Origin of the sequence: Alcanivorax sp. P2S70 (assembly GCF_000475295.1) — a bacterium.
In the GTDB taxonomy this organism is placed as follows: domain Bacteria; phylum Pseudomonadota; class Gammaproteobacteria; order Pseudomonadales; family Alcanivoracaceae; genus Alcanivorax; species Alcanivorax profundi.
This window is the reverse complement of sequence record NZ_AXBZ01000013.1, coordinates 136,167-154,349: the sequence shown is the minus strand read 5'-3', so window position 1 is coordinate 154,349 and position 18,183 is coordinate 136,167. Positions and strand designations below refer to the sequence as shown.

Genomic DNA, 18,183 nt, shown 5'->3' with positions numbered 1-18,183 from the left:
AAGGAGTTATTCAGAGGCTCCTTAAGTTTCCGCTCCCGCCCAGACAGTGCGGCGTTACTGCCGTGTATCTATGTGGCGGGAGTGGTGGCTCGGACCTTGGTGGTCGTGCGCAGATCAGCCGATCTGCGCTTCAGGACACGCTGAGCATGCAAGGCGTTATTCAGAGGTTCCTTAGGGCCTCGATTTCATGGGCATCGCTGTTGCGCTCGGCAAATGCCTGCCACTGACTGGCGGCGTGGCCCTGAATCGCCTGTGCCATGCGAGCTATATCACTGTCCGGCAGATGCCCGAAGAAACCCAGCAAATGGCTGTCATGGGCGTGTTCCAGGGCGTTGGCCAGCGCCGCTGGCTGATGCTCGACCAGTACATCCAGCGCCGGGGTCAGATGGGCCTGGTCCAGCAACGGGATCAGGGTAAGAAACTCGTCCCAGCTGCCTTCACTGGCAACGGTGCTTACCAGGCTTTCCATGACCGCTGCTTCTTTCAGTTTGGCCAGATTGACCACCGCTTGTTGATGCTGGTTGTCCATGGCATGGACTGCCTGCAACAGGTTGGTCCACAGCGATTGCTCGCGGGCCACATCGAGAATGTGATTGAGCACGGTTTCGCCCTGTTCCGCGACCATGTTACCCATGCGGCCACGCAACTCGGTGTTCAGATGCTCATTCAGCGACAGGACAGCGGGCCATAACGCCTGATCGGTGGCGGCCTGCAGAGTAGCCCGTTGCTGCGCTTCACTGAGCAGCCCGAGCAGGGTATCCAGTTTGCTCTTGTCTTCCAGATACAGGGCAATCATTACCATGGCTTCGCCGTCGTTGACGGTGGCGGTAATGGTTTGCAGGGCGGACGGTTGAATCACTGCCACGAAGCGCGCGAGCGTGATGTGTTCGCCCATGGTCAGCAGGGTTTGCGCGACCCGCGCCACAATTTTGTCAGGCATGGCTGCAAGCAGACTGCGGGACTGTGACGGTTCCAGGTGGATGCAGAGCTTGGCCAGGAAGTCATCGGGCAGCTTGTCCGCCAGTTTGATTGCGCGGTCGGCGGGCAGCTCGGAGGCGATGCCTGCGGCCAGGACAGACCCCAGCACGGTGGTAGCAAGCTTGGCGCTGGCACCGGTGGGCACCAGTTTGCTGATGCCGGCCAGGCGCTGATAGCTATCCTGGTGTTGGGCATAGAAAAAGCTGGAAACGGTGTTTCGGAAGCGAGCCAGCTGGTCAAGATCCTGACCGTCGAGGAAATCGAGGGAGCCTTCGTCACTTTCCAGAAGGCGGCTGAGTTTGAGCAGTTCTGCCCGGGTTTCAATATGCATGAGACGTTTCTCCAGGGCTTAACCGAACAGCATTTTTTTCACTGGGCGTCGGAACGGCCCGGGCACCACGTTCAGGGCATTGTTCATGGCCTTTTCCACGCGGGCATCTTTGGTTTGCAGGGCAGCCAGAACGCTGGCGGCCAGTTGCTCCGCCTGGTCGGCGGGCAGGGACTCGATAAAGGCCAGTGCCTCGGCGGGCAGGCCCTTGGCTTTCAAGGTACTGATGGAATCAGACATGCTTCCTCCTTGGGGCTGCCCGCGCCGGTGGGCGGGGGCAGAAAATCGGGGCCGTTACTATGCCAGCATCCCCGGAGGTTGCCATTGCCGAAAAGCCGGGCCGCGCTGGCGCTCAAGAAAGCGGGCGCGGCCTCCAGGGAGGGTCAGCTGACGTCGGGCTGGGTGCTGATAAAGCCGACATTGACAGCACCTGGGCCCAGGTTGACCCCACCGGTGAGGCTCATGCCGGTGGTGAGCAATTGCACGCCGTGTTCTGTGGCGCAGGCAGCCAGTTCGCTAAAGCCGGGCAAGTGGGGAATGTGATTCTGGTCACCCGCGTAGCTGACGCAAATCACCGGCTCTTCCAGGCCCTGGCGAATACAGTGCTGCACGTGGTTAAACATCTTCAGAATGGCTGCGTCGTAGCCGCGCACCTTGGCCACGGGAAAGGAATCACCATTGCGGGCACAGAGGATGGGCTTGATATCCAGGGCACTGCCAAGCTTGGCGCCGATCCAACTGACGCTTTTGTCGCCTTTCTTGCGGGCCCGTTTCTGAACGTAGAAAAGATCATCAACGACGGCATAACCGGTTGCAAGCGGGACCAGTTCGCTGATGCGGTTCTGGATCTCGCTGATGCGCATGCCGGTGCGGATCAGGTTCATGGTGGCGGCAGCCAGAACGCCCTGGCCACAGAACAGGGTGCCGCTGTCGGTGACGCGCAGGGCAAAGGGGCCTTCCGCGCCAGCCTGACTGCGCACGGCCTTGTAGTCCTGCAAAATGGCATGGGATGCGCGGGTGGCATTCTGGAACATGGGGCTGCGGCTGTCTGGCAGGGTTTGCACCAGTGCGTAGTCGTAGTGGGTGACGATCCGTTCAAGAAAAAATTCCCGAAAAGCGTCCACATCCAGTGGCACTGACTCCGCATCATGGCCCTTGTCCAGGCGGTTATCGGCATAGAAGGCCTGGCGGGTGTCCGGGTTGCGGTCGTCGACCACATGCTCATCACCAATGCGTAAGGTAATGGGCAAAACCTGGATGTGATGCTCTTTAATATAAGGGGCGGGCAGATCGCAGGTCGCGTCTACCACCAATCCGATTTTCATTGTGCTCTCCCGTTGTAGCGAAACGATGCGCGACCGGTGCCGTTGTTATTGTTTTGGTCGGCTGTTGTCGGCTGCGCGAGCACATCGTACCAAGAACGGGATCACAGAATAGCGGGGCCGCCTGACCGGCGGCGTATTCGGGGGGATGGAACTGCGATGACTACTGCAACGGTTCCTGCTCGCTGATAAAACCAACGCTGATGGCGCCGGGGCCGATGTTGACTCCACCGGTAAGCCCCATATGACTTACCAACAGCTCGACGGCATGTTGTTCAGTGGCGGCTTTGAGGGCATCAAACCCTGGCATCTGGTACACGGCTTCGGGGTCGCCGGCATAACTCACACAGACAATGGGAGTGAGCAGTCCGTTTTCAACACAGGCACGGGCATGCTGGAACATCTTGTTCACCGCTGCATCAAAGCCACGTACTTTTGCGACCGGAAAGGTCTGGTCCTGACGGGCACACAGGATGGGTTTGATATCCAGAGCGGAGCCCATCAGGGCACCAACGAAGCCGACACTCTTGTCGCCTTTCTTGCGCGCTCGCTTGTGCACGTAGTAGAGGTCTGGCACTACCGCATAGCCGGTCGTGCACGGGGTTAGATTACTGATGCGCTGGCGGATATCGCCCACTTTCATGCCGCTGTTGATCAGCCGCATGGTTTCGGCCGCCAGCACGCCCTGACCGGCGAACAGGGTCTGGCTGTCACTGACACGAATCCGAAAAGGCCCTTCCCGGCCCGCTGCTTCGCGGTACTGGCGGTAATCGCCGAGGATGGCATGAGCCGCTTCGGTGGCGTTGTCGAAAATGGGGCTACGGCTTTTGGGTACGGTTTGCACCAGCGCATAATCGAAGTTGCCAACAGCCTCTTTTAACAACAGGGTGCGGATCTGCTCGACGCTGGGTGGTGCGGTTTCGGCATCGTGATTTTTATCGACCTCGTGGCGGGTATAAAAGTCGCGGGCTCGCTGCGGGTCGCGGTCATCTACATAAATTTCCTTGCCGATCCGAATGGGTACCGGCAAGACCAGAATGTTATTGGCATCAAGGTAGTCTTTGGGCAAATCGCAGCCCGAATCCACAACCAGACCGATTTTCATTGTTATACGCCCTGCTTTGCACAGTGGGAGGGAAGCCGCGGGTGGCTCTCCCGAGTGCAGCTCCGTGTCCTGTCAGATTCACCTTGAGTCTAGAACGGGCGTGCTGTTACTGGCGTCTTGTTGCGTATGGGAATGGTGTAGGAATGTTAAGGAGTGATTCGGAGGGTCTATAAAAATCAGGGGCGTCGTGCGACGCCCTGTGATTGCCTGCAAGGCAAGAAGTCAAAACTGGCGGTTACTGGATGTTGCCGCCCACCTCCACAATTTTGAGGGTGTTGGTGCCGCCATGGGCGTCGGCGTAATTGCCTTTGGTGATCAGCACCCGGTCACCGGTTTTTACCACGCCAAGGTTTTCCAGTATGGCGACGGCCTGCCGGTTGACGGTGTCACTGGGCATGGAGGTACTGTCGAACGGGACTGCGCGCACCCCGCGCAGGATTGCGACCCGGCGCTGGGTCGCGGGGTAAGGCGTAAAGGCAAAGATGGGAATGCCGGAGCGCAGTCGGGACATCAGCCGCGGTGTGTTGCCGGTTTCGGTCATGGCGATGATGGCGGTCACGTTGCTGAGTCGGTTGGCCGCTTGCATGGCGGCCATGGCAATCACCTCGTCGATATTGTCGGCGCTGTTGTGCGCGGGGTGATCATTGCGTCGTTCCTGCCAGGTCCGTTCCGCCCCGCGGATAATGCGATCCATGGCCTGCACGGTTTCTTTGGGATAATCCCCCACGGCCGTTTCGGCAGACAGCATCACCGCATCGGTGCCGTCGAGCACGGCATTGGCCACATCGGACACTTCCGCACGGGTGGGTTGTGGGCTGTGGATCATGGATTCCATCATCTGGGTGGCAGTGATCACGAAGCGATTGAGCGCACGGGCACGGCGGATAATGTGTTTCTGTACGCCGACCAGTTCGGCGTCGCCAATCTCCACGGCCAGATCACCGCGGGCCACCATGACCCCGTCGGAGGCCTCGATGATGGCATCCAGGGTGTCGTCGTCGGCTACCGCTTCGGCTCGCTCGATTTTGGCAACAATGCCGCCCTGACCACCGGCGTTGCGGTAGTGCTTGCGGGCTTCTTCCACATCGCGGGCATCCCGGGGAAAGGAGAGCGCCAGATAATCCACTTCCATCTCGGCCGCGGTAATGATGTCGGCCAGGTCTTTCTCGGTCAGGGCGCGGGCGCTGAGGCCACCCCCTTTGCGGTTAACGCCCTTGTGGTCGGACAGTTCGCCGCCGACCAGTACCTTGCAGCTGACCCGGGTACCCTCGATCCCGGTCACTTCCAGTTCCAGCAGGCCATCGTTCAGCAGTAATACATCGCCGGGCTGACAATCGTGGGGAAGGGGAGGGTAACTGACACCGACCTGGTGCGCGTCGCCGGCACTGTCATCCAGCCCGGTGTCCAGAGCAAACGCCTGCCCGGTTTTGAGCTGAATGGGGCCGTCGCGGAATTTGCCGATGCGGATCTTGGGCCCCTGCAGGTCCGCAAGGATGGCGACATGCTCCTGTCTCTTTTCCGCGCAGCGGCGAATGGTGCTGGCGGTTTCGCGGTGGGTGTCGGCGCTGCCGTGGGAAAAATTCAGGCGGAAAACATTCACGCCGGTGGCAATCAGGTTATCGAGCATGGCCTCGGAGGAGGAGGCGGGGCCAACAGTGGCCACGATTTTGGTGCGACGGGTCATTCAGCTATCCATTAGCGGTTTTTCTGCAGCATAACATGGCTATGCGATGGATCGGTGACAGCGGGGGCCTTGCGGGCAAGGCTCCTGCAGTGGCTTCGCACATTCCTGCTGTGGAACGCGGGAGAAGCCATAAAAGAAAGCCCGCCCGGGGAGGGCGGGGAAAGGGGCTGCTGGAATCAGTGCAGCATGGCAAAGGAGCAGGTGCGGGCTTCGCTCAGGCGCAGGAAGTCGCCCATGCCCATCTTGATCACTTCGGTGTGGGTGCCGGCGTTAAAGGCAATCCAGTCTTCACTCATCAGGGTGTCATCCACATAGACCGGCATGCCATAGAGATTGCCGAAGGGCGGTTCGCCGCCGGTTTCGCAGAGCGGGAAGCGGTCCTTGAATTCGGCTTCGTTGGCCAGTCTTACGCTGTCGGCGTTCAGGGCCTGACGCAGTTTTTCCGGGTCCAGGTATTGATTGGCAGGCAGCACTGTCATGATCAGATCGCCATCCACATCCATGATCACCGTTTTGGCCATATGGCGCCCGGGAATATGGGCAGACTGGGCCACTTCCGAGGCCGTCACGGCCGGGGGGTGGTTATAGCAGTGGTAATAGACGCCGTTGTTGTCGAGATACTCTTCCAGATTGCGCGCAGGCATGTGCACCTCCTCCCGAAAGGGTATTCGGGACCGGGGAGCCGCCGGGCACGCGGTTGGCGAGCCTTGCCGGCTCCAGAAAGGGGGGTTGTCTTTTCAGCTTAGGCAGCAAGTTGCAACAGGGGAAATACAGTTCTGCGCTAACGAAAATAGCGCAAGGGAATAAAGCAAAGTGGGAGCACGACTGCACCCCCGGGGGGCATCAGGGCTTTTCCAGCTCGGCGACCTGTTTCTCCAGCGCTTCCAGTTTTTCGCGGGTGCGCAGCAGCACTTGTTGCTGAATGTCGAACTCTTCCCGGGTAATCAGGTCCAGACGGCTGACGGTCTCGGCCAGCACGCTGCGAATGTTGCGCTCCACTTCACTGCGCAGCCCCCCCAGATCGGTAGGCAGGCGGCGGCTGATATCGGCCATCAGGCGGTCAATGAAAGGCTGGTCAGGCATGGGGAACTCCGGCATTGTCCTGTCAGGGCAGGCACGGCTTGTAATGTGTCGGCGATGGTAGCACGGTGTGTGCGATTGGGGCACCGACAGTGCCGCCCGGAACCGTGCTGCACCAAACCGGAGCCTGCCCCAATGTGGTGCGCTATAATGGCGCGTTTTCCCCGGCGGCAACGCCAGGGACACAGGTTAACCCCCTGAATTTGCATGATTTTCAAAAACTGGCATGGGTCGTGCACTAATTGGGTCAGAGCGTTCGAGCATACTGTGGATCGGGAACCATAACGGGGCTCAAAGTGAAACGGACGTCACCGGACGCGGTGAAAGCTGAGGAGAATGAAATGAAACTGGTTACTGCCGTAATTAAGCCGTTCAAACTGGATGACGTGCGTGAAGCACTCTCCGAGATCGGCGTGCAGGGCATCACCGTTACCGAGGTGAAAGGCTTTGGACGTCAGAAGGGTCACACCGAGTTGTATCGGGGTGCCGAATATGTGGTGGATTTTCTGCCCAAGGTAAAAATCGAAGTGGCGATTGCCGAGTCCAGCCTGGACCAGGTGATCGAGGCCATTTCCAAAGCCGCTAATACCGGCAAGATTGGTGACGGCAAGATCTTCGTTACCTCCCTTGAGCAGGCCATTCGTATCCGTACCGGTGAAACCGGTGAGGACGCGATTTAAGTTTTACCGTGTTTTGAACCGACCCATGCCAGGGCTTGAAAAACACGCTTCCATTTCCGGAGGGTTGCATTGTGGAAAATCAAATCTTTGAACTTCAGTACGCCATGGACACCTTTTATTTTCTGGTGTGTGGCGCATTGGTAATGTGGATGGCTGCCGGCTTTGCCATGCTGGAAGCCGGTCTGGTGCGTGCCAAGAACACCACCGAAATTCTCACCAAGAACGTGGCGCTGTTTGCCATTAGCTGCATCATGTACCTGGTGTGCGGTTACGCCATCATGTACGGCGGTGACATCTTCCTGAGCGGCATCGCCGACTTCGATCTGGCTGGGGTGCTGAGCGCTTCTGCTGAGAACGGCTTCGACGGTGACTCCGTTTACTCTGGTGCTTCTGACTTCTTCTTCCAGGTCGTGTTCGTGGCGACTGCCATGTCCATCGTGTCTGGTGCGGTAGCAGAGCGCATGAAGCTGTGGGCTTTCCTGATCTTCGCTGTTGTCATGACTGGCGTGATCTACCCGCTGGAAGGTTCCTGGACCTGGGGTGGTGCTGAAGTCTTCGGCATGTACAACCTGGGCGACCTGGGCTTCTCTGACTTCGCGGGTTCCGGCATCGTTCACATGGCGGGTGCTGCTGCTGCCCTGGCCGGTGTTCTGCTGCTGGGCGCTCGTAAAGGCAAGTACGGCCCGAACGGTGAAGTTCACGCGATTCCGGGTTCCAACCTGCCGCTGGCCGCTCTGGGTACCTTCATCCTGTGGATGGGCTGGTTCGGCTTCAACGGTGGTTCTGTACTGAAGCTGGGTGATGCTGCCAACGCACACTCTGTGGCCATGGTATTCCTGAACACCAACACCGCTGCTGCCGGTGGTGCTATCGCCGCCCTGATCGTTGCCCGCATCCTGTTCGGCAAGGCTGACCTGACCATGCTGCTGAACGGTGCTCTGGCCGGTCTGGTTGCGATCACTGCCGAGCCGTCTACCCCGAGCGCGCTGCAAGCGACTCTGTTCGGTGCCCTGGGTGGTGTGCTGGTAGTCTTCAGCATCCTGACTCTGGACAAGCTGAAGATCGACGATCCGGTAGGTGCAATCTCCGTACACGGTGTGGTGGGTTTCCTGGGCCTGATGCTGGTACCGGTAACCAACGGTGATGTGAGCTTCTCTGGTCAGCTGATCGGTGCCGCTACCATCTTCATCTGGGTATTCGTTGCCAGCCTGGTCGTGTGGGGCATCCTGAAAGCGGTCATGGGCATCCGTGTCAGCGAAGAGGAAGAGTACGAAGGCATGGATATCGCAGACTGCGGTATGGAAGCCTACCCGGAATTCGTGAAGGGTTAAGTACCGGACGCAACAAGCAACACGCGTCACGCAACATGAAAGCCCCGGCCATCTGGCCGGGGCTTTTTTGTTTATCGCGGAGTAGCGGGAAAGTTGGCAGGCCCGGAATTGGGCGGAGGGGACTGTCAGTCCTGGTGTGGGAGTTTGCTTGCAAATGAAGCCTCTCTCGGCGCTGACAAGGCATGTCGCGTGCAAGCACTCTCACACGGGTGTACCCATAATGGTGGCAGCGGTCGTTCACCCGCGATTCCCGTCATCCGGGCTGTTGCGCGGTGGAGGCGCCGCTCCCACCACCAGACATCCTCGCCCCTGTGCTATCATGCGTCCTTCCCGCCAGCCGTTTGTTGACACCATGACTGAAGCCACCCCTGTTATCCGCCTGCGTAAAAACGAAGAACGCCGTCTCAAGGCCGGCCACTTGTGGATCTATGCCAACGAGATCGACACCCGCCAGACACCCTTGAAAGAGTTGCCCGCCGGCGCAGCCTGCGTGGTGGAAGACAGTCGCGGCAAGCCGCTGGGGCGAGCGCTGCTCAGCCCTCATTCGTTGATTGCCGCCCGGGTCTACAGTCGTGATGTGAAGCAGGAACTTTCCCGCAGCTTTTTCAAGAAGCGCATCGAGCAGGCGCTGGTGCTGCGCGAGACGTTGTTCAGCGACCCCTGCTACCGGTTGATCTATGGTGAGGCTGATGGGTTGCCCGGGCTGGTGGTGGATCGTTTCAACGATGTGCTGGTGGTGCAAACAGGGTCTGGCGCCATGGAGGCGCACCTGGACGTTATCGTCAGTGCACTGGATGCGGTATTGAGTCCCTCTCATATCATTGCCAAGAACGAAGCGGCTGCCCGAGAAATTGAAGGGATGGACCGCTACACCAAGGCGCTGAAAGGAGAGTTGCTGGATAACGTGTCCCTGACGGAAAACGGGGCGCACTTTACTGCGCCACTGGCGGAAGGACAAAAGACAGGCTGGTTTTATGACCACCGCGCGGCACGTCAGAAAGTGGCGCCGTTGGCCAAAGGTGCCCGTGTACTGGACGTGTTCTCCTACTGTGGTGGTTGGGGGGTACAGGCCGCGCTTGCCGGTGCAGAGTCGGTTACTTGTGTGGATGCCTCAGAGGCCGCCATTGAGTATGTTCACCGCAATGCGGAGTTAAATGGGGTTGGCGACAAGGTGGGTTCCATTCAGGGCGATGCCTTTGCTGCCATGAAACAATTGATTGCCGACGGCGAAAAATACGATCTGGTCATTCTTGACCCGCCGGCGTTTGTGAAGCGCAAAAAGGATTTCAAGAACGGGTTGGCCGGTTACCACGCGATTAACGAGTTGGCCATGCGGTTGGTAAAACCGGGAGGCTATCTGGTGTCGGCATCGTGCTCCATGCATATGCCTGCCAGCCGCCTGCTGGATGTGATCCATTCAAGTGCTCGCCATATTGATCGCAGCATTCAGATTATTGGCTATGAAGGCCAGGGGCCAGACCACCCGGTGCACCCGGCGATTGCGGAAACAGCGTATCTCAAGAGCTGGATATGTCGGGTGAATTTTTCGTACTGATAGCAACTGGGAAGGGCGGATAAATGGAATTTACCCTGATTTTTCTTGAGCTTTTTTTTAGCGCCATGGGCTTGGGTTATCCTCTTTTATTATCTTTTTTTCTGATTATCACGTTGCTGGGACAATGGGTTGGACGCATGGAAGGCTGGAGCCGTTTCGATGCGTTTTACTGGTCCTTTATTACTGCGTTGACGGTGGGATATGGCGACTTACGCCCTTCCTGCCGCAAGAGCAAGTTGCTGGCACTGCTGGTGGCAACGCTCGGGATTATGTTCACCGGCGTATTTGTGGCGGTCACGGTGGCGGCAGCCACCGAGGCTTTTCATCATTATATGCCGGGCGCCAGACCGCTTTAAAACGGGTCAGTGGTTGAGCGGTGCGGTTGCCTGACGTTGTTGGTTCAGGTGCATGAAATAATCCGCCATGACGGCATTGGCCCAGCTGCGAGGGAGCCAGCCAGAAAAATAAGCACAATGACTGCCGCGCCGTGTTATCGCCAGAATGGCATGGGGAAGCTGCCTGATCAGTGGAATGTGTTCGTCGGCATTCTCGATGACGCAGACGGGATCATCTTCGGCGTTCAGAATCAGCATCGGAGTGACGATGCTCTTCATTACACCCACCGGGTTGCAGGCCTCCAGGTACGCGCTCTGGCTGGGGTAGCCTGCCAGAGCATGAATATGCTCGTGAAAACTCTGCAAGTCGTTTGCTTGTGCGCACTGCTGATAACCGGGCTTGGTGGAAAACTGGTCGGCGTAGGGCGTAACAAAGGTGCGAGCGAGCTTGCGGGCCATCATGCGGTTGTAGGGGGGGCGCGAGCGAAGAAACGCCACTTCTACGTTGTAGCCCGGGCAGTAGGCCATGGCTCCCTGAATGGGAGTGTTGTGGCCTTCCTCTCCCAGATAGCGCACCAACAAACCGGAGCCGGCAGAAATGCCCACCGCGTACAATGGCGAATGCGGGTAGCGCTGCGTGATAACGGCAAGTTGCTCGCGTAGATCTGCGGTGTCGCCGAGGGTGTTGATGCGGGGGGCCGTCAGCGGCAGTTCTGCATGGCCACGTCGGGTGCATACCACCACGCGCCAGCCGGTGCGCAACTGAAGGTCACGAACCAGTCCCCGCATGCTGTGAGGAGAGCCTGTAATAGTATGCAGAACCAGCAGAGTGGGCGTCTGTTCGGGCAAACTCTCGCCGAGCCAGTAGAGAGCGGTAGTGCCGCCATCGGCCATGGTCAGGATATCGTGGCTGTCGTACTGAAGGCGGCGCCCAAAGGCTTTTTTCAGCCCAAGGAAAATCAGTTGCAGGTGCGTGTTTGCCAGCCAGGGGGTGGGCGAATAACGTTGTGTCAGAGCGGGTATTGAGGCCACCGATTGGCGGTTGGCCTCGTTATCCTGGTAGATCAATCGGGGAGGCAGGGCAACCCGGGTCTGGTAATAGCCGACGGTCACTGCGACCAGCAGCATGGTGATAAACAGCCCCATGTGCCCCTCACCTCCGACGATGTTATTTCAGTGCTTCCAGCATCGCGGCCATACGCGTGCGTACCGTTTCGATGGCCTTGTAGGGACGAATCATCACTTTGAAATCGATGATTTTTCCCTCGTCGTTCCAGGTGATCATGTCGACACCGTTCACGGCGATACCCTCCAGCTCAAGGGCGAATTCCAGAATGGAATGCGGCCCCTCACTCACTTCCCGCACGTAGTGGAAACTGTCGTTAGCCAGTACATGCATGGCTGCCGTCAGGTAGGCAACCGTGAGAGGTTTGCCTGCCTGGGGGGTATGCACCAGCGGAGAATGGAACACGGCGTCGTCGGCGACCAGCTGTTGAAGCTGGTCACTGCTTTTGCTTTTGACCACGGCATGCCAGGCGCTTAATCCGTTCATATTGCCTCCGGTTAGCCCAACAGAGCCTGCTTGGCCTGGGCGTATTCTTCGGCAAGGCGGGCAACGGCGTCGCCGGCACTGCCGATGGTTTCCACCGCGCCGATACCCTGGCCGCAGCCCCAGATATCTTTCCATGCCTTTTTGTCGCTGTTGCCACCGGATCCGAAGTTCATGGCAGACGGGTCACTTTCCGGCAGGTTGGTTGGGTCCATGCCAGCATTGATGATGGACGGGGCCAGGTAGTTGCCGTGCACTCCGGTGAACAGGTTGCTGTAGACGATATCTTCGGCGCTGCTGTCCACGATCATCTGCTTGTAGGCCTGGTCTGCGTTGGCTTCTTCGGTGGCAATGAACATGGAGCCGATGTAGGCCAGATCCGCGCCCATGGCCTGGGCGGCAAGAACGGCGCGGCCGTTGGCGATGGAACCGGACAGGGCCAGCGGGCCGTCGAACCACTCGCGCAGTTCCTGGATCAGCGCGAAGGGTGACTGGGTGCCTGCGTGACCACCGGCACCTGCAGCCACGGCGATCAGGCCATCGGCGCCTTTCTCAATGGCCTTGCGGCCAAAGCGGTTGTTAATCACATCGTGCATGACGATGCCGCCCCAGCCGTGGACCGCCTGGTTGACTTCTTCGCGGGCGCCCAGGGAAGTGATCACCATGGGCACCTTGTACTTGGCGCACAACTCCAGGTCTTTTTCGAGACGGTCGTTGGAGCGATGCACAATCTGGTTGACGGCGAACGGGGCGGACGGTTGATCCGGGTGGTCGCGATCCCAGGCCGCCAGCTCTTCAGTAATGCGGTGCAGCCACTCATCCAGCTGGGACAGCGGGCGGGCGTTCAGCGACGGGAAAGAGCCGATGATTCCGGCTTTGCACTGGGCCAGCACCAGATCCGGGTTGGAAATGATGAACAGGGGGGAGCCCATCACCGGTACGCGGAGACGAGAGCGAATGGATTCTGGCAATGACATGCGGAGGTCCTCTCAAAAAAAGGCCCCGGGTATACAGGCGGGGCATAATGGAATACCAGTAAAATTTACACCGTATATTTTTGTGCGGTCAAGTCCCGTTTGTCTGCGCGGCGATGTGAGGCGTGCAGCCAGGGTCACAAGGAGGGTTTCAATATCCAGGGGGGAGGGTGAGTCAGCCGGAAGCTGGAACAGGCAAGGAGGGGCCCGCCCCCTAGTCGTCGAGACGAGGAGGATGAACTTTCATGCCCGTATAAAGAGTGCGCATGATCTTTTCGCGCAGGGTGTGCCCATTCATGCCGCGCAGGCCGCTGCCCAGGTCCAGTACCACAATGCCGTGCAGCGTGGCCCAGAACATGTAGCCGATCAGCTGGGCATCGCCTTCCAGCAGGCCGGCGGCGATCATGCGGCGGACATAATCGACCATGTTTTCCTGGGCGCGGGCGTTGGCGGCCCGCAGTTCCGGGTAGCGCTCTTCATTGGGCTGGTTCAGCGTGAAGATCAGTTGGTAGGCGGCGGGATAGCGAGTGGCAAAGTCCACGTAGGCATCCCCTACCGAACGGCCCATGCTGCGAGCATCCGGGGCATTGGCCACGGCGGCCTCCAGGCCTTCCGAGAAACGGTTGAAGGCCGCCGCCCTCACGGCGGCCAGGATTTCGTCCTTGTCCTTAAAATAGCGATAGGGGGTCATCGGGCTGACGCCCAGCTCACTGGCAATCTGCCGCATGGTCACGTTCTGAGGCCCGCGCTCAATAAACAGGCGGGTTGCCGCGTCACAAACCGATTCGCGAAAGGCGGCGATTTCGGCGTCGGTCTTTGCTTTCTTGGCCACGCTGGGTGCTCCGGACAAACAGGCGTACAGTGTAAACCAAGCTTGGCTCGGCTGCCGATGGCCTGTTGCGCGGGCTCATTCGGCGGGTGGGCATGAAACTTGAATGTCCTCACTACGACAAAAGCACCAGGCTTTCCCCAAATACAGGAATCAACGTGCCTTTACCCCCGGATTTCATGCAGGCCCGCGTCGACGCGGTCAAGAATCGGCTGAATGTGCAGGTATGCAGCCTCTATCAGGCCGATATTGTTAACGAGACGCTGGAGATCGTGGCGACCAGCGGCTTGAACCAGAAGGCGCTGGGCGCGGTGCTTTCCTGGCGGCAGGGTTTGACCGGCAAGGTGGCGCGCTCCCGCAGCCCGGTGGTGGCTCGCGAGATTCGCAACCATGCGGATTACTATCACATCCCCGGTTCTGATGAAGAGCACTTCCAGAGCTATCTGGGCATCCCGCTCGAATATGACAGCATTCTCTATGGCGTGCTGGTGGTGCAGACCGAAGCGAAGAAAACTTTTTTCCTCAAGGACATCCGTGAGCTGCACAGTGCCGGGCGGGATTTGCTGGACGCCCTTAAGCTCGGAGCCCGGCAAGCCGGTTAGTGTTGCAGGCGTACCCCGGTAGAGTAGGATGCATGGGTCCGGTTTGTCTCCTTTCTGGCAGACCGCTTCTGCTTGAAGACACTGCTTGAAAGGGACAACCATGATAATAATAAAACGTCTTGCCTTGCTGCTGGCGATAGCCATGATGCTGTGCGCGGTAACGTCGCGCGCATCCGCCAATACCCTGTGTGTTTTCAGTCTGATTGGCGCCCAGGGTGAGCTATGGGAGCAGATGCAGGATTACCGCATCGCCGCTGCCCGCTGGGGCACGCCAATCACTCTCCGGGTTTTCACCGATGAGCGCGTTGCGGCCGAGGATTTCAAGGCCGGCTTTTGCGATGGGTTGATGATGACGGGCATCCGTGCTCGCCAGTTTGTGCCCTTCTCCGGCAGTGTCGATGCCATCGGTGGGCTGGATTCCTACGTGGCGCTGCAGGCGCTGATCGAACTGCTGGCACACCCAAAGCTGGCGGCAAGCCTGCGCCATGGCGCCTATGAAACCGCGGGCATCCTTCCGCTGGGTGCGGCCTATCTCTTCATCAACGATCGCACCATCAACAGTGTGGAGAAGATGGCCGGCCACACCATGGCAGTGTTTGATAATGACCGGGCTCAATCCCTGATGGCCGAGCGCATCGGTGTGAGGCCGGAGCTGTCGGATATCAGCAACTTTTCCTCGAAATTCAATAACGGGGTGGTGGATGTGATCGCTGCCCCTGCGGTGGCCTATCGCCCGTTGGAGCTGTATCGCGGGGTGGGGGTGAAAGGCATGGTCGTGAAGATGGCCACAGTACAGCTCACTCTACAGTTGGTGCTGCGCCATGAGCGTTTTTCTGACGAATTCATGGCGCGTTCGCGTCGCTACTTTGCAGACCAGTTTGAGCAGGCCATGGAGGTCGTGCGTGCAGCAGAGGATGAGCTGCTGTTCTTCTACCCGCCACCGGACAAGGACCAGGAACGCTATGTCGAGATGATGAATGACGCGCGGCTGTTCCTGATAGACGCGGGCGTCTATGACACGGCAATGATGACATGGATGAAAAAGGTGCGCTGCAAGGTGGACCCCGTCCGTGCGGAATGCGGCAACGGGAGTCCCTGGTGATGAAAAGAAAAATACGAGGGTGGATTCTGGTTTTATGCAGCCTCTCTGGCAGTGTGTATGCCGATGGGCCTGGGTCTCTGATCGTGCAATATGAAAATGCATTGCGGCAGCAGAGCAGCGCCAAACTGGAGGCGGTGCTGTCTGAAAAGCTGAGTGTTGAGGTAACCCTGCTGATGGCGGATGAAGATCCCGTTACGGTGTCTCTGAGTCGGGATGAATTCTTGCAGCAGCAGCGGGCGTTATGGTTGTTTTCGACAGAGCATGCGTTTGAATTTTCCCGGCCGGTCGTGAAACAGGTGAGCCAGGAAAGTGGCCGGCAGCGATGGGAAGTCACGCTTGAGCAACAGGAACGCTATGCGCTGTTCCGGAGTACCCTGAAGCGAGACAACCAGATCCCCCTGGTCGTGGAGCAGCATGATGATGTACAGCGCATTTTCGCAATGAACGTGGTGACGCGGGAGTGATAGCGCCACAGGGGGAGGGCGTTTTTCAAAGGCTCCCTGCTATCATGCCGATGTGACCGACCAGGATGTGCGCCCGTGACCCGAATATTGATTGTTGATGATGAACCCCGTATCGCCGAACCCTTGATCTATGCGTTGGAGCGTGAGCATTTCTCGGTGGCGCATGTGGCCTTGGGCGAGGCGGCGCTGGCATGTCTGGCCCGTGACAATGTGGACCTGGTGATCCTGGATGTGGGCTTGCCGGATATCAATGGTTTTGAGGTGCTCAAGCGGCTGCGCCAGAGTAATGAGGTTCCGGTGCTGTTCCTGACGGCTCGCCAGGATGAGGTAGACCGTATTCTCGGGTTGGAGCTGGGCGGCGATGATTACGTCACCAAGCCATTCAGTCCCCGTGAAGTGGTGGCACGGGTGCGTGCCATTCTCAAGCGTCAGGGGGGCAACGGGTCCCGCTCAGCCGTACCACTCTGGCAACTGGATGAAGCCGGTGCCCGTGTTCTCTGCAAGGGCGAGCCGTTATCGCTAACCCGTTCCGAATTTTTGATTTTGGCGGCCCTGCTACGTCACCCTGGCCAGGTCTTCAGCCGCGCACAGTTGCTGGATATCTGTGATAGCGACGAGGACAGTTTTGAACGCAGTGTCGATACCCATATCAAGACACTGCGTGCCAAGCTTCGGCCCTTGCAGGCGGATAGCCTGCTGGCCACCCGGCGGGGCCTGGGGTACTACCTGGAGTCAGCGTGAAACTCGGCCAGCGGATTCTGCTGTTTTATTTTTTGATCCTGGGGTTGTTGGGTTGGTTTGTGCTGGACCTGGTATTCGACCGGGTCAAGCCGCTGGTGCGGCAGTCTGCGGAAGAAACCCTGGTCGACGCGGCCAACTTGTTGGCAGAAATGGTCGCGGTGGAAGCCAAAGACGGTGTGGTGGTGGTCACCCCGCAATTACGTGAGGCCCTGAACCGATACGCAGGGCGTACCCCGGATGCCGATATCTGGGGCATGAAGAAAGTGGCGATTCATACCCATGTCTATATCACCAGCCCGGAGGGCATCGTGTTGTTCGATTCCCGTGGCCGGGATGAAGGGCAGGATTTTTCCCTCTGGAATGATGTGTATCTGACCTTGCAGGGGCGCTACGGTGCGCGCACTACTCGCACTGACCCTGCCGATCCTTCGACCTCGGTCATGTATGTGGCGGCGCCGATTCGTCATGAAGGGCAGCTGATCGGTGTGATCAGCCTTGGCAAGCCTGGCCTTTCGCTGTCGCCGTTTGTGGATCGCGCGGAGCGCGCTTTGTTGTTGTATGGCGGTGGCGTACTGCTGCTGTGTTTGCTGCTCGGCGGCGTGCTGGCTTTCTGGCTGAGTCGCCGGGTTAACCTTTTGCGCGATTATGCCGAGGCAGTGGCCAGCGGCGAACGGGTCGCGCCCCCGCAGTTAAAGGGCAAGGATGAAATTCAGGCGCTGGCAGAATCGGTGACCGCCATGCGTCGGCGGTTGGAGGATCGTGCCCGGTTGGAAGACAACGTCACTCTGCTGACCCATGAAATGAAAAGTCCGCTGGCGGCCATCCGCGGTGCCGGTGAAATCCTCGCCGATGAAGTGCGCGACCCGTCCCTGCAGCGGTTCACCGAAAATGTGGTGCATGAAAGCGTGCGGCTCAGTGATCTGCTGGACCGCTTGCTGGCCATGGCACGTTTGGAAAAACTGGAAAGCCTGCCGGCTCAACGGGCGCCGGTGGCGGTAGCCAGGCTGGTAGTCGACTGGCAGGCCAGCCGATATGCGCTGCTAGCCGAAAAATCGGTGTCGGTGGCGGTGGAGGATCAGGTGATAAACGTGGAACCCGAAACCTTTCAGCTGGCCCTGTTCAATCTGCTCGACAATGCCCTGCGCTTTGCCGAGCCGAATAGCGTGATACGGGTACATGGCGATGGCCATCAGCTCCGCGTTGAAAACCGCGGGCCGGTGATTCCGGATTACGCGCTTTCCCGCGTCACTGAACGTTTCTATTCGCTACCCGCGCCGGGTCAGGAAAAGAGTTCCGGGCTTGGCCTGGCCATGGTGCAGGAAATTGTCCAACTGCATGGCGGCGAACTCGTCGTGGAGAACACGGGCGCCGGCGTGGCAGTCACCCTGAAACTTGCCCCGTCGGAGCGAAGCGAATAACCGACGCCCCTGCGTCGGGGGGTTGTGTATCCTTTAGTTCTAAGCCGCCTTCCCCACACAATCCCCACATAACCCTCAACTCTGCCGTTCAGACTCTCCTCTGATG

The 18,183-nt window shown here is 58.9% G+C and carries 20 protein-coding genes; 9 read left to right on the top strand and 11 right to left on the bottom strand.

Translation table 11 applies throughout. From position 1 onward, the window contains the following. Positions 1–160: 160 nt before the first annotated feature. The 7 genes from Q672_RS23620 to Q672_RS23590 all read right to left on the bottom strand — a co-directional run bounded on the left by Q672_RS23620 (position 161) and on the right by Q672_RS23590 (position 6,500). Positions 161–1,309: a hypothetical protein gene (locus Q672_RS23620; RefSeq protein WP_022984927.1), complete on the bottom strand. Its 1,149-nt coding sequence runs from the start codon at positions 1,307–1,309 to the stop codon at positions 161–163. Positions 1,310–1,327: 18 nt separating this feature from the next. After that, positions 1,328–1,546: a hypothetical protein gene (locus Q672_RS23615; RefSeq protein WP_022984926.1), complete on the bottom strand. Its 219-nt coding sequence runs from the start codon at positions 1,544–1,546 to the stop codon at positions 1,328–1,330. Positions 1,547–1,689: 143 nt separating this feature from the next. After that, on the bottom strand, positions 1,690–2,631 hold the full coding sequence (locus Q672_RS23610; protein ID WP_022984925.1) for a DegV family protein: 942 nt from the start codon (positions 2,629–2,631) through the stop codon (positions 1,690–1,692). Positions 2,632–2,791: 160 nt separating this feature from the next. Then, entirely contained in the window at positions 2,792–3,733 is a 942-nt protein-coding gene (locus Q672_RS23605; protein WP_022984924.1) for a DegV family protein, read from the bottom strand. Positions 3,734–3,968: 235 nt separating this feature from the next. Further along, complete coding sequence (gene pyk, locus Q672_RS23600; protein ID WP_022984923.1) at positions 3,969–5,417, bottom strand: pyruvate kinase; 1,449 nt, start codon at positions 5,415–5,417, stop codon at positions 3,969–3,971. Between the two features lie 176 nt (positions 5,418–5,593). Next, entirely contained in the window at positions 5,594–6,061 is a 468-nt protein-coding gene (locus Q672_RS23595) for an aminoacyl-tRNA deacylase (protein ID WP_022984922.1), read from the bottom strand. A gap of 199 nt (positions 6,062–6,260) precedes the next feature. Next, positions 6,261–6,500: an accessory factor UbiK family protein gene (locus tag Q672_RS23590; RefSeq protein ID WP_022984921.1), complete on the bottom strand. Its 240-nt coding sequence runs from the start codon at positions 6,498–6,500 to the stop codon at positions 6,261–6,263. A 338-nt stretch (positions 6,501–6,838) separates the two neighbouring features. On the opposite strand from Q672_RS23590, the gene glnK reads away from it, so the two are divergent. From glnK to Q672_RS23570, 4 genes are all read left to right on the top strand, one after another. Continuing rightward, positions 6,839–7,177, top strand: a complete 339-nt coding sequence (gene glnK, locus Q672_RS23585; RefSeq protein ID WP_022984920.1) for a P-II family nitrogen regulator — start codon at positions 6,839–6,841, stop codon at positions 7,175–7,177. A gap of 71 nt (positions 7,178–7,248) precedes the next feature. Continuing rightward, entirely contained in the window at positions 7,249–8,508 is a 1,260-nt protein-coding gene (locus Q672_RS23580; RefSeq protein WP_022984919.1) for an ammonium transporter, read from the top strand. 352 nt (positions 8,509–8,860) lie between these two features. Continuing rightward, positions 8,861–10,063 carry a class I SAM-dependent rRNA methyltransferase gene (locus Q672_RS23575; protein ID WP_031226241.1) on the top strand — a complete coding sequence of 401 codons (1,203 nt, stop codon included), beginning with the start codon at positions 8,861–8,863 and terminating at the stop codon, positions 10,061–10,063. A gap of 23 nt (positions 10,064–10,086) precedes the next feature. Next, complete coding sequence (locus Q672_RS23570; RefSeq protein ID WP_022984917.1) at positions 10,087–10,419, top strand: potassium channel family protein; 333 nt, start codon at positions 10,087–10,089, stop codon at positions 10,417–10,419. A gap of 6 nt (positions 10,420–10,425) precedes the next feature. On the opposite strand, the gene Q672_RS23565 is transcribed toward Q672_RS23570, so the two are convergent. The 4 genes from Q672_RS23565 to Q672_RS23550 form a co-directional block, all read right to left on the bottom strand. Further along, entirely contained in the window at positions 10,426–11,544 is a 1,119-nt protein-coding gene (locus tag Q672_RS23565) for a YheT family hydrolase (RefSeq protein WP_022984916.1), read from the bottom strand. Positions 11,545–11,566: 22 nt separating this feature from the next. Further along, positions 11,567–11,950: a nuclear transport factor 2 family protein gene (locus Q672_RS23560; protein ID WP_022984915.1), complete on the bottom strand. Its 384-nt coding sequence runs from the start codon at positions 11,948–11,950 to the stop codon at positions 11,567–11,569. 11 nt (positions 11,951–11,961) lie between these two features. Further along, positions 11,962–12,924 (bottom strand): NAD(P)H-dependent flavin oxidoreductase, encoded by a 963-nt coding sequence (locus tag Q672_RS23555; RefSeq protein ID WP_022984914.1) that lies wholly within the window; start codon positions 12,922–12,924, stop codon positions 11,962–11,964. A 211-nt stretch (positions 12,925–13,135) separates the two neighbouring features. After that, complete coding sequence (locus tag Q672_RS23550; protein ID WP_022984913.1) at positions 13,136–13,753, bottom strand: TetR/AcrR family transcriptional regulator; 618 nt, start codon at positions 13,751–13,753, stop codon at positions 13,136–13,138. 155 nt (positions 13,754–13,908) lie between these two features. On the opposite strand from Q672_RS23550, the gene Q672_RS23545 reads away from it, so the two are divergent. The 5 genes from Q672_RS23545 (at position 13,909) to creC (ending at position 18,077) form a co-directional block, all read left to right on the top strand. Beyond that, complete coding sequence (locus Q672_RS23545) at positions 13,909–14,352, top strand: GAF domain-containing protein (RefSeq protein WP_081703624.1); 444 nt, start codon at positions 13,909–13,911, stop codon at positions 14,350–14,352. A gap of 100 nt (positions 14,353–14,452) precedes the next feature. Further along, positions 14,453–15,454 carry a putative solute-binding protein gene (locus Q672_RS23540; protein ID WP_031226239.1) on the top strand — a complete coding sequence of 334 codons (1,002 nt, stop codon included), beginning with the start codon at positions 14,453–14,455 and terminating at the stop codon, positions 15,452–15,454. Further along, a complete protein-coding gene (locus tag Q672_RS23535) occupies positions 15,454–15,918 on the top strand; it encodes a hypothetical protein (RefSeq protein ID WP_022984910.1) in 465 nt (154 codons plus the stop codon). The genes Q672_RS23540 and Q672_RS23535 overlap by 1 nt, the downstream gene beginning before the upstream one ends. 75 nt (positions 15,919–15,993) lie before the next feature. Beyond that, on the top strand, positions 15,994–16,659 hold the full coding sequence (gene creB / locus Q672_RS23530) for a two-component system response regulator CreB (RefSeq protein ID WP_022984909.1): 666 nt from the start codon (positions 15,994–15,996) through the stop codon (positions 16,657–16,659). Next, positions 16,656–18,077 (top strand): two-component system sensor histidine kinase CreC, encoded by a 1,422-nt coding sequence (gene creC, locus Q672_RS23525; RefSeq protein ID WP_022984908.1) that lies wholly within the window; start codon positions 16,656–16,658, stop codon positions 18,075–18,077. The genes creB and creC overlap by 4 nt, the downstream gene beginning before the upstream one ends. Positions 18,078–18,183: the final 106 nt, after the last annotated feature.